Source organism: Streptomyces sp. NPDC006510 (assembly GCF_040611955.1).
Lineage (GTDB): Bacteria > Actinomycetota > Actinomycetes > Streptomycetales > Streptomycetaceae > Streptomyces.
The window spans coordinates 1-14,584 of sequence record NZ_JBEXPH010000026.1; the positions used below are offsets into that span (position 1 = coordinate 1).

15 protein-coding genes and 1 pseudogene are annotated in these 14,584 nt (G+C 69.1%); 12 read left to right on the forward strand and 4 right to left on the reverse strand.

Translation table 11 applies throughout. The features are described from left to right. The 4 genes and pseudogenes from ABZY11_RS11365 to ABZY11_RS11380 all read left to right on the forward strand — a co-directional run. Window positions 1-291: pseudogene (locus ABZY11_RS11365) on the forward strand (transposase); the annotation flags it as partial. A gap of 216 nt (window positions 292-507) precedes the next feature. After that, complete coding sequence (locus tag ABZY11_RS11370; RefSeq protein ID WP_356478908.1) at window positions 508-1,443, forward strand: WD40 repeat domain-containing protein; 936 nt, start codon at window positions 508-510, stop codon at window positions 1,441-1,443. A gap of 102 nt (window positions 1,444-1,545) precedes the next feature. Continuing rightward, entirely contained in the window at window positions 1,546-3,006 is a 1,461-nt protein-coding gene (locus tag ABZY11_RS11375; protein ID WP_356478909.1) for an NF041680 family putative transposase, read from the forward strand. 67 nt (window positions 3,007-3,073) lie between these two features. Beyond that, on the forward strand, window positions 3,074-4,285 hold the full coding sequence (locus ABZY11_RS11380; protein ID WP_356478910.1) for a WD40 repeat domain-containing protein: 1,212 nt from the start codon (window positions 3,074-3,076) through the stop codon (window positions 4,283-4,285). 46 nt (window positions 4,286-4,331) lie between these two features. On the opposite strand, the gene ABZY11_RS11385 is transcribed toward ABZY11_RS11380, so the two are convergent. Then, window positions 4,332-5,174, reverse strand: coding sequence for an IS5 family transposase (locus ABZY11_RS11385; RefSeq protein WP_356478911.1), 843 nt, complete (start codon window positions 5,172-5,174; stop codon window positions 4,332-4,334). 341 nt (window positions 5,175-5,515) lie between these two features. Between ABZY11_RS11385 and ABZY11_RS11390 the strand changes: the two genes are divergently transcribed. From ABZY11_RS11390 to ABZY11_RS11405, 4 genes are all read left to right on the forward strand, one after another. Beyond that, window positions 5,516-6,565: an IS110 family transposase gene (locus tag ABZY11_RS11390; RefSeq protein WP_356478912.1), complete on the forward strand. Its 1,050-nt coding sequence runs from the start codon at window positions 5,516-5,518 to the stop codon at window positions 6,563-6,565. 60 nt (window positions 6,566-6,625) lie between these two features. Further along, window positions 6,626-7,860, forward strand: a protein-coding gene (locus ABZY11_RS11395; protein WP_356478913.1) for an IS3 family transposase whose coding sequence is annotated in 2 segments (ribosomal slippage) — window positions 6,626-6,905 and window positions 6,905-7,860 — 1,236 coding nt in all. Because the reading frame shifts where the segments join, the coding sequence is not laid out codon by codon here. Window positions 7,861-8,322: 462 nt separating this feature from the next. Next, window positions 8,323-8,643 carry a DUF6355 family natural product biosynthesis protein gene (locus ABZY11_RS11400; protein ID WP_356478952.1) on the forward strand — a complete coding sequence of 107 codons (321 nt, stop codon included), beginning with the start codon at window positions 8,323-8,325 and terminating at the stop codon, window positions 8,641-8,643. Between the two features lie 121 nt (window positions 8,644-8,764). After that, complete coding sequence (locus ABZY11_RS11405; protein ID WP_356478914.1) at window positions 8,765-9,061, forward strand: hypothetical protein; 297 nt, start codon at window positions 8,765-8,767, stop codon at window positions 9,059-9,061. Between the two features lie 12 nt (window positions 9,062-9,073). Here ABZY11_RS11405 and ABZY11_RS11410 read toward each other — a convergent pair whose 3' ends face one another. Further along, on the reverse strand, window positions 9,074-9,475 hold the full coding sequence (locus ABZY11_RS11410) for a hypothetical protein (protein ID WP_356478915.1): 402 nt from the start codon (window positions 9,473-9,475) through the stop codon (window positions 9,074-9,076). Window positions 9,476-9,517: 42 nt separating this feature from the next. Then, complete coding sequence (locus ABZY11_RS11415; protein ID WP_356478916.1) at window positions 9,518-9,832, reverse strand: hypothetical protein; 315 nt, start codon at window positions 9,830-9,832, stop codon at window positions 9,518-9,520. On the opposite strand from ABZY11_RS11415, the gene ABZY11_RS11420 reads away from it, so the two are divergent. Together ABZY11_RS11420 and ABZY11_RS11425 are read left to right on the forward strand one after the other, a co-directional pair. Next, complete coding sequence (locus tag ABZY11_RS11420; protein WP_356478917.1) at window positions 9,827-11,431, forward strand: protein kinase; 1,605 nt, start codon at window positions 9,827-9,829, stop codon at window positions 11,429-11,431. The two genes, ABZY11_RS11415 and ABZY11_RS11420, sit on opposite strands and share 6 nt — an antisense overlap. A gap of 280 nt (window positions 11,432-11,711) precedes the next feature. Beyond that, window positions 11,712-13,055: an endonuclease domain-containing protein gene (locus ABZY11_RS11425; RefSeq protein ID WP_356478918.1), complete on the forward strand. Its 1,344-nt coding sequence runs from the start codon at window positions 11,712-11,714 to the stop codon at window positions 13,053-13,055. A gap of 248 nt (window positions 13,056-13,303) precedes the next feature. On the opposite strand, the gene ABZY11_RS11430 is transcribed toward ABZY11_RS11425, so the two are convergent. After that, a complete protein-coding gene (locus ABZY11_RS11430; RefSeq protein ID WP_356478919.1) occupies window positions 13,304-13,504 on the reverse strand; it encodes a hypothetical protein in 201 nt (66 codons plus the stop codon). Between ABZY11_RS11430 and ABZY11_RS11435 the strand changes: the two genes are divergently transcribed. Both ABZY11_RS11435 and ABZY11_RS11440 read left to right on the forward strand, forming a co-directional pair. Next, window positions 13,488-13,940, forward strand: a complete 453-nt coding sequence (locus ABZY11_RS11435; RefSeq protein WP_356478920.1) for a hypothetical protein — start codon at window positions 13,488-13,490, stop codon at window positions 13,938-13,940. The genes ABZY11_RS11430 and ABZY11_RS11435 overlap by 17 nt on opposite strands. 47 nt (window positions 13,941-13,987) lie before the next feature. Continuing rightward, on the forward strand, window positions 13,988-14,530 hold the full coding sequence (locus ABZY11_RS11440; RefSeq protein WP_356478955.1) for a hypothetical protein: 543 nt from the start codon (window positions 13,988-13,990) through the stop codon (window positions 14,528-14,530). Window positions 14,531-14,584 lie beyond the last annotated feature (54 nt).

Sequence of the window (14,584 nt, forward strand, 5' to 3'; positions counted from 1 at the left end):
CTCGGGCTGACCCAGCCCCGCCTGCGCCACCCCGAACAGGCCGACCGGTGGGTGTGGATCATCCTCGCTGCCTACACACAGTTACACCTCGCCCGGCCCCTCACCGACGACCTACGCCGCCCCTGGGAACAACACCTGACGCCCCATCAGCTCACCCCCGGACGGGTCCGCCGAGGCTATCCCCGCATCCGGCGGACCGTAGGCACCCCGGCCAGCGCACCGAAAGCCACCCGCCCTGGCCCCGGCCGCCCCAAAGGCCGCACCTCAACCCCCGCACCCCGCCACCCCGTTGGCAAGAAACACAACAGAACGGACACGACTCCGCAGGCCACGCCAAAGTCAAACCTTTAAATACAAGCTTAGCTTGTATTTAAACCTTCGCCTCGGTTGGTTGTCTGTCTGAAGACCGGGGCACCCTGGGATGACCATGTGCTGCTGAGAAAACACGGCACTACAACTCCAGACACCGAACGGTCAACGCGCCTGGGACGGAGATACCGTGTCCGGGTGACGATCAAACAGGTGACCCTCAACGGGCACTCCGATGCCGTCCGGAGCGTGGCGTTCAGCCCTGACGGGCGGACGCTGGCCACTGCGAGTGACGACGCCACGGCGCGGCTGTGGGATCTTGCCAGCGGCTCAGGTGTCCTTCTGGCCAGCCATGATGACGAGGTTTACAGCCTTGCGTTCAGCCCCGACGGGCGGCTTCTGGCCACGGGTAGCCTGGATCACACGGTCTGTCTGTGGGCAACAGACACCCACAAACAGGTCGGCACTTTCACTCCGGAGGCAGACGAGATATGCCGGGTTGCCTTCAGCCCCGACGGGCGCCTTCTCGCCGCCGGCGGTATCGACAACCAGGTGCCGATATGGAACGTGGCCAAACGCGAACCGACTGCAGCCACCATCACCCGCCCAGGCGGTAGCATCCTGGCTCTTGCGTTCAGTCCCGACGGGAGGACGCTCGCAACTGGAGTCGATGGATGCGGCTGTTGCGGCGACGAGCCGGCGGTTCGGCTCTGGAACGTGGACTCGGGTGAACTGGTAACGACTGTCATCGACCTGGACGACCCTGCCGAGGTTCACGCTGCGGTATTCAGCCCGGACGGGCAACTGCTCGCCACCGGCGGCCAGGGAGGCCGCATTCGCCTGTGGGAGGTGACAAGGAACGCAACCGGAGCACTCGCGGCACTCCAAGCCGGTGCGCTGCTCGTCGGACACAGCGGACCGGTGAGCGAGTTGACGTTCAGTCCCGACGGCCGGACCCTCGCCAGTGCGAGCCTGGACGGTACGGCCCGGCTTTGGGACCCGGCTACCGGTGAACCGACGATCATCCTTACCGGGCACGTCGGCGAGATCCACAGTGTGGCGTTCAGCCCTGACGGGCAGACCATCGCCACGGCGGGCAATGACGGCTCCGCACGACTGTCGACGTTGTCCTAGGTTCTTTAGCAGTCGGGTCAGGGAGACGGGCTGACCTTGGGTTTTGCTGTTTACCGGACAGCGGAGCGGCCTTGGACTGATCATGTGTGTTGCTGAGACACCATGATCGACACCAAGGCCGTGAGGGACAGTTTGCTGGAGAACGCCGCTCGCGTCGAGGCATTGGGTGTGTTGTCCGGGTTTCGCCGCGAGTTCTATGAGTGTCTGACCCGGCGGGCTGATGCGTTGTTCGAGGTCGCGGACGCGGTGCTGTGCACTGCCGGACCGGTGGTGTCGTTGCCGGAGCTGTCGCTGGCGGGGGTGCACCGGCGGGGACACGGGGCGATGTACGACGCGCTCGCCGAGGGCCGTATCGATGTCTCACGGCTGCGGATGGCCCTGGCCGGGCTGGAGTTGCCACACGGTGCGGACGGGCAGATCTCGATCGCGCTGGATGCCACGCCGTGGCCGCGCCCGGACGCGGAGTGCTCACCGGGGCGCCTGCACTGCCACCGGCCGTGCCGCTGCGACGGCAGACGCCAGACCATCCCCGGCTGGCCCTACCAGGTCGCCGCCGCCCTCGGTGGCGGACGCTCCTCATGGACCGGGCCCCTGGACGCGGTCCGCCTCGGCCCCGGAGACGACCTCAACACGGTGACCGTCACCCAGATCCGCGGCCTGATGGCCCGCCTGGAACAGGCGGGCCAGTGGCAGGGCGGTGACCCGCCGGTGCTGTTCGTGCTGGACTCCGGCTACGACATCATCCGTCTGACCTGGCTCCTTCGCGACGAACCCGTACGGCTGCTCGGACGCATCCGCTCCGGCCGGACCTTCTACCACCCTCCGGGCAGACGCCGCGGGGACCATCCCGGACGCCCGCCCCGCCACGGCGACGTCTTCCGCCTGGCCGACCCCACCACCCACACCACCCCCGCACAGGAAACCACCAGCCTCCACGCCCGCTACGGCACTGTCATCGCCCGCAGCTGGAGCCGGCTGCACCCAAGGCCCGAACGCCGCGGCGCCTGGGCCGGCCACCCCGGCCGGCTCCCCACCGTCGAGGGCAGCCTGATCCACCTGACCGTCCAGCACCTCCCCGGCAACCGCACCCCCAAGCCCCTGTGGCTGTGGCACAGCGACCCCGACGCCACCACCCACAACATCGACCGCCTCTGGCGCACCTACCTCAGAAGATTCGACCTCGAACACACCTTCCGGTTCTTCAAGCAGACCCTCGGACTGACCCGGCCCCGCCTGCGCCACCCCGAACAGGCCGACCGGTGGGTATGGCTGATCCTCGCCGCCTACACACAGTTACGCCTCGCCCGAACCCTCACCGAAGACCTCCGCCGCCCCTGGGAACAACCCCTGACACACCATCAGCTCACCCCCGGACGCGTCCGCCGCGGCTATCCACGCATCCGGCGGACTGTGGGCACCCCCGCCAGCGCACCGAAAGCCACCCGCCCCGGACCCGGCCGCCCCAAAGGCCGCACCTCCACCCCCGCACCACGCCACCCCGTCGGCAAAAAACACAACAGAACAGACACAACTCCGCAGGGTGCACCAAAGTCCCACCTTTAAAGACAAGCTTAGAACCCACGCGAATTGGTGAGGCGGTGGCGGACTGCGGGTCTGGGGCGGGTCTTGTTTGCTGAGGCTGCTGGAGGGTTCGTCAGTAACGTTGCGTAATTGGCTACGCAATCGCGTGGTGGGCTGGTTGGATGCGGGCATGTCCGGTGATCTAAACGTTGACGGGGTTGAGGCCGTGCTTGCGGGCGCGGTTGGGCGGTTGGCGGATCCGGGGTTTCTGGTGAATGCCGACCCGGAGGAGGTGCTGGGGCTGGTGGATGCGGCTTCGGGGCCTGCTGGGCGGCTGGCGGGGGCGGTGTACCGGGCGTCGGCGCACCTGCACCGTGATGCTGGCGCGGGGGTACGGAGGCAGTTGCTGGCGTTGGATGCCGCCCGGTACGGGGATCGGGGACTGGCGGCGCGGATAACCGCCGTACCGGTGGAGGGCGAACCCGCCGCGCCGTGGGGGGCGGAGTGGGCGACTGGCAGCATGGTCGATCGCAGCCTCTGGCAGACCCTCGCCGGTCACACCAGCTCGGTGGTTGGAGTAGCGACGGGGGTGGTGGACGGCCGTCCGGTCGCCGTCACCAGCAGCGGGGACGGGACGGTGCGGGTGTGGGATCTGGCCGCCGGTCGGCAGGTTGGCCGGCCCCTCATCGGTGACACCCACATGGTGTCTGGAGTAGCGATGGGGGTGGTGGACGGCTGCCCCGTCGCGGTCAGCGGCGACGATGAGACGGTGCGGGTGTGGGATCTGGCCACCGGCCGGCAGGTTGGCCGGCCCCTCATCGGTGACACCCACATGGTGTCTGGAGTAGCGATGGGGGTGGTGGACGGCTGCCCGGTCGCCGTTATTGGCAGCCGTGACGGATCGGTGCAGGTGTGGGACTTGACCACCCGCCAGCAGTTCTGCGAACCCCTGCAAGACCACGTCCGCAGCACGGTGGATGCGGTGGCGACGGGGGTGATGGACGGCCGCCCGGTCGCCGTCTCCAGCGGCCAGGACAGGAGGGTGCGGGTGTGGGACCTGACCACCGGCAAGCCGGTCGGCGGGCCCCTGACCGGTCACACCGGCTGGGTGTATGGGGTGGCGACGGGGGTGGTGGAGGGCCGTCCGGTCGCCGTCACCGGCAGCGGGGACGGGACGGTGCGGGTGTGGGATCTGGCCACCGGCCGGCCGGTCGGACCGGAGTTGGTGTTCCCCGCGGAGGTGTTCGCGGTGGCTGTCACTTCGGATGGCCGGCTGGTGGTGGGGTTCGGCCTTGAGGTGGCGGTGCTGGCCCGCTGCTGACCAGGTCCCGCGCGGTGCACCCCGGGGTGTGTCCCACACAGTGTTCTCATGAGCGGCGGTGCGGGCGTTCGTCCCAGCGGTGGGTTGTCCATGCCCGGCGGATCAGGCTGCGGACGGTGATGATGGTGTCGGCGAGGTCGAAGAACGCGTTGATCACGGTGGTCCGGCGCTCGTAGCAGCGGGCGAGGCGCTGGAAGGCGTTCTGCCAGACGTGAGTACGCTCCACGTGCCACCTCTGACCTGCCTGGATCGGCGCCTTCTCGCCTTTGTGAGCGATTCGGCCGTGCAGGCCGCGTTCGGCAAGCAGGGCGCGGGTCTTGTCGGAGTCGTAGCCGGCATCCAGGTGCACGGTGATGTCGTCGGGCAGGGGTCCGAGGCCGTCCAGCAGGTCCAGTGTCGGGGCGAGCAGCGGGGAGTCGTGGCGATTGGCTCCGGCCAGGACGCGGCCCAGTGGAATGCCGTAACCGTCCGTCATGCCGGAACGTTTCAGGCCCTGTTTGCTGCGGTCGACCGGAGAACGCCCGGCTGCTTCGCCGCCTCCGGGAGCCTTGGTGATAGCGCCGTCGACAGCGATCCGGTCCAGGACGAGGCCGACGATCCGGTCGTAGGACTCCAGCGCGATCCGCTTGAGCTCGGCGAAAACGCCCAGTCGTATCCACTCATCGCGGCGGCTGCGGATCGTGGTGGCCGAGCACGTCGTATCCGCTATCGCCTCGTAAGAACAGCCGAAACGCAGCAGTTGCAGCACCTTGTCGAAGACGACCCGGTCGCTGATACGCCTGCGGTGGCAGCCGAGTGGATGGTCCGGGTGATACTCCGGCCGCACAGGCAACAGGGCCGCGAACTGATCCCAGAGCGGTTCAGTGAGCCACGACGGCAGAACGGGCACAGGTCTCCTCGGTAATCACAGAGCGTCGCAACTCCATGATCACCGCGCCTGTGCCCGTTCCTACTGCCAGTGTCCCCAACCGCGCCTATCCGCGTGACTTCTTATATGGGGAAAGCGGGACGCGGTCGGGTTGGCCGCTCGTAGCGTGCCGTAGGACGCCGGACCGGGTGACTCGTGAACCGTCTGCCGCTCTTCGGGGCTTGGCTCTCCCGGGCGTATGTCGCCGGTCAGGTGTCCGTCCGCGGTCTGACTCAACAGAGGCGTGTCCCGGCCGGTTGGTTCCGGAAGTCGGCGTGTCGGCCGTGGATGCCCTGTCGTCCGACCGTGAGGAACACTGTCCCGTGGTACTGCTTGGTGTTGACCCCCACAAGTCCACCCACACCGCCACCGCCGTCGAGCCGGAATCAAACCAGCAGGTCGGGACGATGCGGATCGAGGCAAGCCTGACGGACTACCGGCGGCTCCTGGCCTGGGCCGAGCGGTGGCCGCGGCGGAAGTGGGCGGTGGAGAACGCCAACGGCCTGGGCCGACATCTCGCCCAGTGGCTCATCGCCCGCGGCGAGAGCGTCGTCGACGTGCCTGCCGCGGCGACCAGCCGGGTGCGCGAACTCTCCCGCGGTGGACGGCGCAAGAACGACCAGATCGACGCCGCGGCCGCAGCCACCGTCGCCTATCTGCAGGGAGACGGACTGGATCTCGCGCCCGAGGACCACACCACGGCGCTGGCCCTCCTGGACGAACGGCGTGTGAACCTGGCCCAGGCCCGAGTCCGCACGGTCAACCAGCTCCACGCGCTGCTGCGTGACCTGCTGCCCGGCGGCGCCCCGACCCAACTGTCCGCGGACCTGGCCGCCAAACTGCTGCGGTCCGTCCGCCCCGCCGGCGATATCGAGACCGTCCGCAAGGACATCGCCTGGGACCTGGTCGCCGAGATCCGGAAACTGGACAAGCAGCTCACGGACAACGCTGCCCGGATGCAGAGCCTGGTAGAGGCATCGAGCAGCACGCTGATGGACACCCCGGGCATCGGGCCGGTCATGGCCGCTCGGCTGATCGGCCGCACCGGACGGGCTCACCGCTTCTCCACCTCGGCGGCGTTCGCGAACTACGCCGGTGCCGCCCCGGTGGAGATCGCCAGCGCGGACAAAGCCCGCCACCGGCTCTCCCGCTCCGGAGACCGCCAGCTCAACTCTGTCCTCCACACCATCGCGGTCGTGCAGATACGGATGCCGAAATCACCCGGACACGCCTACTACCAGCGCAAACTCTCCGAGGGCAAGACGCCGAAGGAAGCGAAGCGCTGCCTGAAACGCCGCCTGGCCGACCACGTGTGGCGCGTCATGATCGCCGACGAACGAAGAGCCAAGTCCCTTCCTAGCCAGACGGCTTGACAAGACACAGAGGCACCCCGGGTTTGATGGAGATCATCAAGACCCGGAAGGATGCCGATCATGGCTGCTCCCCGTAAGTACCCCGACGAACTGCGAGAACGCGCGACGCGTCTGGCCATCGAGGCCCGCAAGGACCCGGCCGGCCGGGCCGGAGCGATCAAGCGGATCGCCGACCAGCTGGACGTGCACCCCGAGGCCCTGCGGGGCTGGGTGAAACGGGCCGAGATCGACGAGGGAGTCGTGCCCGGGACTACCAGTTCGGAGGCTGCCCGGATCGCCGAGCTGGAGCGGGAGGTGAAGGAACTGCGGCGGGCGAACGCGATATTGAAGTCCGCCTCGGCTTTCTTCGCCGCGGAGCTGGACCGTCCACTGCGATGAAGGTCGCCTGCATCGACCAGTACAAGGAGACGTTCGGCGTCCAGCCGATCTGCGACGTCCTCGCCGAGACGGACGCGCCGATCGCACCGAGCACCTACTACGCCGCCCACCACCGCCTGCCGTCGGCCCGCAGCCGGCGCGACGAGCAACTCACCCAGGAGATACGCCGGATCCACGCCGACAACTACGGTGTCTACGGCGTCCGCAAGGTCCACGCCGCCCTGGTCCGCGAGGGAGTCGAGGTGGCCCGCTGCACGGTCGAACGCCTCATGCGTCAGGCGGGGCTTCGCGGCGTGATCCGGGCCAAGGGCCCGCGCACCACCCGCCCCGCTCCGGAGACCGACCGTCCGGCCGATCTGGTCGAGCGGCAGTTCACCGCAACTACCCCGAACCAGTTGTGGGTTGCCGACATCACCTACATCAGAACGTTCTCCAGCTGGGTCTACGCGGCCTTCGTCATCGACGTCTTCCCCCGCATGGTCGTCGGCTGGCAGGTCGCCACCAGCCTCTACACCGACCTCGACCTTCACGCTCTGGAGATGGAGATCTGGCGCCGTCGGCACACCGGCGCCGACCCCACCGGCCTCACGCACCACTCCGACCGCGGCGTTCAATACCGTGCCATTCGCTACACCGAACACCTCGCCGACGAGGCGGCCGTGGCCTCGGTCGGTTCCAAGGGCAACTCGTATGACAACGCCCTCGCCGAGGCGTTCAACAGCCTCTTCAAGGCCGAACTGATCCGCAACAAGGGCCCCTGGACGTCCATCAACGACGTCGAGATCGCCGTCGCCGAGTACATCGACTGGTTCAACCAGAGGCGCCTGCACGGCGAACTCGGTCACGTCACCCCCGCCGAGCACGAAGCCGCCCACTACGCGGCCCAACCCCCAGCATCACTCCAGAAAACCAGCTAACTCACTCTCCACGAAACCCGGGGCTTGACACTCCGCCGGGCAGGCTACCGGTCGCACTGGTCGCGGCCGTGCCGGACCGCGTCGAGCCGGGCTGCTACCGGGCGATGCCAACAGACGATCGGCCACGCCGGTCAAGATCACCCGACAAGCGGTCGAGATCATCTGTCAGAGGGCAGGGAGCACGGGCGCGAGCTCCGCCGCCTCTTGCGTAATGCATCTACCAGGGGAAACGCCCTGTGAACCTCATAGGCCTCACAGGGCGGGGGCTGCGCGTGACACCTGCTGTCCTCTGACGCTGAACATCCACCCACTCAATCTAGTGACATAGAGTCACGGATTGCGCGCGTGGCGTTATGATTCGTCTGGTCGTCAATCGTCATGACTCACCCCCAAGGAGTGTTCGTGAAGCTCTCCCCTGTTCGAGCCGTCTTGGCGGCAGCGTCAGGTGTCGCGCTGGTCATGATGGCGTTCCCGGGTCCGGCTCACGCCGAGCTTGAGCGCGGTCCGGAAGTGCGTCAGGCGGGTGCGAGCTCCCTCGCCCCGTGCGGCTTCTTCCGGTACAGCGTCCGCGAGTCCCAGTTCGCCGCATACAACCACTGCGGCTCGACGACGGTGCGGGTACACGTCGACGTCAGAGGGGGCGGTAGCACGAATGACTACCACCTCTGCGTCAGCCCCGGCCGCACGCAGCTACCGGGCGCAGGTCCGAACTATCTCAACGCGTACTACATCGGCGGCGCCGGCTGCCGGAGCGGAGATCGCACCGGGCACACACCCCACTGAGCCTTGGTCCAACGTCGGTGGCAAACGGTCCAGGTCCATTCCTGCGGCAGCCGCCCGGTCTGGCAGGCTGTGGCGCGCGCGGGGGGCCGTCGCGTCTCGCTGCAGGAGGGGGCCCAGATGGATGGCGGGGATCGAACGTGAGTCGGCGGAGGTGCGGATACCCCAGGCCGCCCTGGACGCCTTCGCCGCGGCGCTGAGCGTGCGCACGGTGGCGATGCGGACCTGGCCCGACGGCATCGAGTGGATGTACCCAGTGGGGACGTGGGAGCAGCCGCACCTGGAGGTGGCCCTCATGCCCGGCGGCGAAGAGGTGTGGCTGCGGATGTCCACCGACCGTTTCAGCGTCGCCGTGTGGACCATCCAGCAGTGGTGGGGCTTCGCCGGGCAGCTGCCCGGCTTGACGCCGCCGCAGGCCTGAGCCGCGGCGGGCTCAGCCCTTCGCGATGATCCGGCTGATGCCGAACGGGACTTCCTCCGCCAGCCGGAACAGCGGCTCCAGGACGCCTTGGTACACCGGGTCGGTGTCGGGCGGGCAGTGCTCGGTCAGCAGACAGCCGGCGGCTTCGTCCTTGGTGCGGGGGTGGGCCGCGTCCTCGTCTGCGGCGATCTCCGGTACGCACTCGATCGCACCGTCCACGCCGTCGCGCGCCCGGGTCCACTGCTGTGCTGTGCGCGTGCGCTCGTCGGCGAGGTCGTGTTCACGCTCCGGCAAAAGGTCGGCCACCGGCACCGACAGCGCCTCGTGTAGCCGGCCCAACGTCGGCTCCTGGCACAGCTCCCCCACCGTCATGGCCGTCAAGGGCGGCTTCGCCTCCGCGACGCGCTGCAGCACGCTGACGCCCAGGACGACTGCCGACAGATCCCTTCTGCCGGGTCAGGAGGCGGGCGAGAACTCGGGGGCCTGGCTGGGTGACTGCTTGAGGAACTGTTCGTAGGCCCGCTCCTCGAACCACCAGGCGTCCGGGGTGTGCCGCTTCGGATGCCAGGGTCGCGGTTCCACCAGCGTTTCCAGGTCGCCGTCGGGGTGCTGCAGGACGACGCCAATGCCGTAGAAGCCGAAGTCCAGCAGCTGTTTCGGGGAACGCCAGTCGGCTTTGATGCCCTGCGTGGTATGGCGCCCCGTCAGCTCAATTAGAGTGACGGCCGTTGGCGTGCGAGGTGGGGCGGACCAGGGCGGGCAGACATGCACAGCGACAGGGTGAAGCAATCGCAGCCGGAGCGCCATTTTGGACCGTTCACGGTGCTCGGGGAATTGGCCAGTGGCGGGATGGGGAGGGTGTATCTGGCGGCGTCCGCAGGCGGGCGAACGGTCGCGGTGAAAACGTTGCTGGCCGACGACGCGAGCGGTGTCGTCGCCCAGGCGGACCGGCGCCGCTTCGCCCGCGAGGTGGCGCTCGCGCAGCGTGTGCAGGGGGTCTACACCGCGAGTGTGGTCGCTGCGGACGCGCAGGCGCCGATGCCGTGGATGGCCACCGAGTACATTGCGGCCCCTTCCCTGCGAGACCTGGTGGCGAGCTGCGGAACCCTACAACCGCAGGCCTTGTACTGGGTCGCCGCGGGTATCGCGGAGGCACTGGTGAGTATCCATGCCGCGGGGCTGGTGCACCGTGATGTGAAGCCGTCGAACGTTCTGCTTCCCATCGACGGCCCCCGGGTCATCGACTTCGGGATCTCCCATGCCATCGACATGACGAGGACGCAGGCCGTGCTGGGCACGGTCGCGTTCGCCGCGCCCGAGCAGGCCCAGGGGCAGGCCACCACACCCGCCTCGGATGTCTTCTCGCTGGGCGCCACGCTATTCCATCTGGCGGTCGGCCGGGCCCCGTACCGGGACGGCGGCTCGGGCCCGGCGATGGAACAACTGGTGCGGGCAGCGACCGGTGACCTCGACGTGTCCGGGCTGACGCCCGAACTCCACGCCCTGGTCCTGCCGTGTTTGGCACTCGACCCCGCTCACCGCCCGATGCCAGCCCAGATCCTGGAGGACTGTGCAGGGCAGTTGCGGCGCCAGTCGGCCGGCCGGGGCGGCAGGCATTGGCTGGACCCGGCCTGGACCAGCGAGATCGAACGGTATGGCGAGCGTCGGTCGCGGGAGGTGGAAGACGCGCGGCAACGGGTGGACCCGGACGCGGTGACTGGGCCGGTAGGAGCACCCCAGCGCACCACAGTGCTGCCACCCTCGCCCCAGCACGAGGACGCGCCGCCCGGCCGGCGGGGCAGGCGGGGACAGCGGCAACGCCTATGGGCCCTCGGTTCGGGGGCGGCAGTGGTCGTCGTGGTGGGGGCGCTGCTGCTCTGGCAGCCCTGGCAGGGCGGCGGGCCGGCCCTCGTGGCGCCGGACGAGCCGGTGGGCTTCTACGCCGTGGACAGCAAGGCCGACGGCGTGTGCTCCACCGATCCCCAAGCCCAACCCGTGCGCGCTCCCGGCACCGAACCGGCACGGTCCTACACCGCGGACGACCGCAGCGCGTGCGTCACCGTCACTACGCCGGGTGGCCTGCAGGTGAGGCAGCTGGACGGCGTCCGCACCTTCGAGGACGCCCAAGGAGGTCGGGACTGGATCGTCGAGGTCACCTTCAACAGCCAGGACGCCGCCCAGTTCTCCGATCTGACCGGGCAGGTCGCAGGCCAGCCGCAGCCACGCAACGAGATCGCCATCGTCATGGGCAACCGGATGCTCGCCAACCCCGTCATCATGCAGCGCTTGGCAGGCCGCACCATCCAGATCGCCACCCACCTCACCACAGCACAAGCCCGGATCCTGGCCGAAGCACTCGGCGCCCGCTGACCCTGCGATGACGAGCAGTCAGCACCAGGTTCCCGCCTATGAACGTCCAGTGGACGTGGTCGCGCCGGGGGCACCGACTCTGTTGCTCAATTCGTCTGGGCTCGGGGACCGCTGATGCGCGAGGGCGACTTGCCCGGTTCTTGACGTTCTGGTGGTGAGGCTACGGGCACGGGAGGTGCTGACGAACCAGATGCTCAGGAATATGGAGTTGCGGGCGGCGGCCCGGCTGACCGAGGCGCTTGGGATCCGTTGCCGCGTTGCAGGCCGTTAGCCTGTCGGTATGTCAGAGCGTGTCATGCCCGGTCGCACGAACGGCCTGATCACCCTGGGTGCCGCGGACGCTCTGTGGGTCGATTTGACGGCCGACAGTGCTGTGCCGACGGCTTCCGGGGCATTCACCTGCTCTCCTGCCCGTGCCCGGGTGGGGTACGTCCTGCTCGGCGGCCATGTGGTGGCCACGGTGTGGCCGAGCGGCGGTCAGTGGGGTGTTCCGGAGGTTGAGGTGCGCCGGGCGGCCGCGGAACTGAACGCGGTTGGGATGGACCGTCAGGACCTGGTCCGCATCGGTCCGTTCCGTGGGGCGCCGAGGCAGGAGTGCAACGAGGAAACGCCGCTGCGTTGGCGCCAGCGCATCAAGGGGGAACTGCAGGAGCTGGGCGGCCCCGAGCGGGCAGCACGACGTGAAGTCGGCCGGCCGTACCATCTGGCGGGGATCGACTGGCGACAGATACTCGTGGAGCAGACCCGCGACGGGACGCAGCGCACGTGGTGGCTGCCGCGCGCTGTGGTCAGGCTGCTGGACGCGGCCGAGCACGCCGAAACGCAGTGGGTGCAAGCCGCGCGGACCCGCCAGGCAAGCTCAGCCGTCACCGAGCCGCCCTCCCGCCCCCGGCAGGCCCGAGACGCCGGCGGTCGGCAGACGACGAGCCCCGAGGGCCCCACCGCCTCGCTGCGCCCGTACAACAAAGAGCTGGAAGGCCAGCTGTACTCGGTGCTCAGCAGGAAGCCCGGTACCTCCCGCAGGGTGGCTGGGTGGGCGTGCGCCGTCTGCCGCACTGCGCCCGCCACCGTGCTCGACCACTGCCACGAACACGGCTACGTCCGCGCCCCCGTCTGCCAGTCCTGTAATACACAGGAACGCCCCGACCATCTGTACAGCAACGACATCCGCGTGGCGAACCGCTACACACGCCTCTTCCACACCGACACCGACGACTGGCTCCGCCACTGGCACCGTTGCCCCGGCTGCCGCGCACGCACCACCCTGCCCCTGCCGCACCTCGCCGCATGGACCGCCCACGTAGCCTGCCGATCGCTGCGCCCGACCCACCGCGCCCCCCGCGGGCGTAAGCCCTGCGGTGTCCTGCGCGTGTCCTGGACGGGCAGTCAGAACGCGCCCCGTTCCTGCATGTTCACTGTCGCCGTCGACTTCTGCCCCTCCGGCGAGCACCGTGTCCTGGCGCGAGTCCCCTACCGCGAAGCTGCCGAGCGGTTTCGTGCCTGGTTGGCCGAGACGGCCCCTGCCGTGGCCGCCGCGGCCGGTCCTGACCGCCTGGACGGCCTCCCTGCCCAGTTCCGGCCAGTCATCGCGGACACCAGCGGCGAGGACCTAGAACTGTTTTGAGCGGGCACCGGGAGACCTGACACCCCACCGTCACCTCGCAGCTGCTGGCCCCCGACACGGTCACCCCGATCAGGAAGCCGCACGCTTCCACTCTGTTCAGCGGGCCCTGCACCAGGCGCTGCCCCGGATGCAAGAGGAAGTGGCCGGTCTGACGGCCCAGGCGCGGCCGCTGATGCCTGCCTACTGGCAGCCGCGCCCGGTGGAGCACCGTCCCGTCCCGGGGCGGCTGCCGGTGCCCGCAGGTTGGTTCAGGTCGCCTGCAGTTCCTTGAGCCGGGCCGCGTAGGTCAGGGCGATCTGCACGGTCTCGTCCGGGTCGGTGGTCTCCAGCCGGTTCAGGTCGTCCACGGCCTGGTCCCGGGCCGTGCGCCACTCGGCCACCACGTCCGGGGTGTGGCGGCCGGGGTTCCTGCGGGCGTCTACCAGGCGGGCGTTGTACCAGGCGATCACCCGCTGCACCGTGGTTTCGGCCTGCTCGGTGTCCCCGCCCGGCAGATGGCGCGCCACCACCCTGACCACCGAGATCGCCGCCCTCGCCCGCGACGCCGGCACACCCGGCCCGGACATCGAGGACCGCGCCGCGCTGCTGCGGACAGAGATCACCACCGCCGGAATCACCGCCGCCGCGCTGCTGCTCGAACTCGCGCTCGTCCTGCACCACACCGTGCGCGGCGACGACACCGCAGCCCAGGGCGACATCGCCCGGCTGGAAGAACTCACCCGCGGCGGCGACTGCACGTACTACACCGACATCGCCCACTTCGTCACCGGCCTCCCCGCCACCAGCCCCTCGCCGACGCACTGGCTGGACACACAGCAGGCCACCCGGCAGCGGTGGCGGACCCTGGCCACCGCCCACCGCAACAACCCGAACGCAGCAGGCTGACCGGCCGGAAAACACGAATACCGATGGACCTTCAAGGAATCGGCGCGATGGGAGCCATGCTCGTCGCCGCCGTAGGAATTCCCGCGACCGTCCTGGTCGGCAGATGGCAGATGCGCGCAGCCCTGCGCAGCGCGGAGGCCACCAGCCAGGCCGGGATCTCACAGGCGGAGGCAACCTACCGCGCAGCGCTCGACCAGGCCGCCGCCCAGACGACAGCCACCCACGAGCAATGGCGCCGCGGCATCCGCCGAGACACCTGGGCCGCATTCCTCCTCGCCGTCGAAGACACCATCAGCTCCGGCCACTCAGCTCTCAACGGGACCGACGAGGACCTGCCCGCGCTGCGCCGCGCCATGAGGACAACGCTGGTGGTCCTCGAGCTGGAAGGGCCGCCTCCCGTCGTGGAGGCCGCCAACCGGTTACGGCTCAAATGCAACGACTACCTGGAGCTCGTCGAAGGTGACCTGCTGGCATCCCGCGCATGGCACAACCTGGGAAGGGCGGCACAGGAAGAACGGGCGAACCTGTCCACAACGCAGCCGTCCCCGTCCACGACGCGCAGGCAGCGCTCTCGACACCGGTGCCACTGATGGGCGGCGTCCGGCACACGGCGGGACGACCGGATCCTGTGCTCTGGGCTCCCG

What these genes read in the sequence shown, in the direction of transcription:
- ABZY11_RS11375 (WP_356478909.1), top strand. Translation starts at nt 1,546, where the DNA reads ATGATCGACACCAAGGCCGTGAGGGACAGTTTGCTGGAGAACGCCGCT.
- ABZY11_RS11400 (WP_356478952.1), top strand. Translation starts at nt 8,323, where the DNA reads ATGGCGTTCCCGGGTCCGGCTCACGCCGAGCTTGAGCGCGGTCCGGAA.
- ABZY11_RS11405 (WP_356478914.1), top strand. Translation starts at nt 8,765, where the DNA reads ATGGCGGGGATCGAACGTGAGTCGGCGGAGGTGCGGATACCCCAGGCC.
- ABZY11_RS11420 (WP_356478917.1), top strand. Translation starts at nt 9,827, where the DNA reads ATGCACAGCGACAGGGTGAAGCAATCGCAGCCGGAGCGCCATTTTGGA.
- ABZY11_RS11425 (WP_356478918.1), top strand. Translation starts at nt 11,712, where the DNA reads ATGTCAGAGCGTGTCATGCCCGGTCGCACGAACGGCCTGATCACCCTG.
- ABZY11_RS11440 (WP_356478955.1), top strand. Translation starts at nt 13,988, where the DNA reads ATGGGAGCCATGCTCGTCGCCGCCGTAGGAATTCCCGCGACCGTCCTG.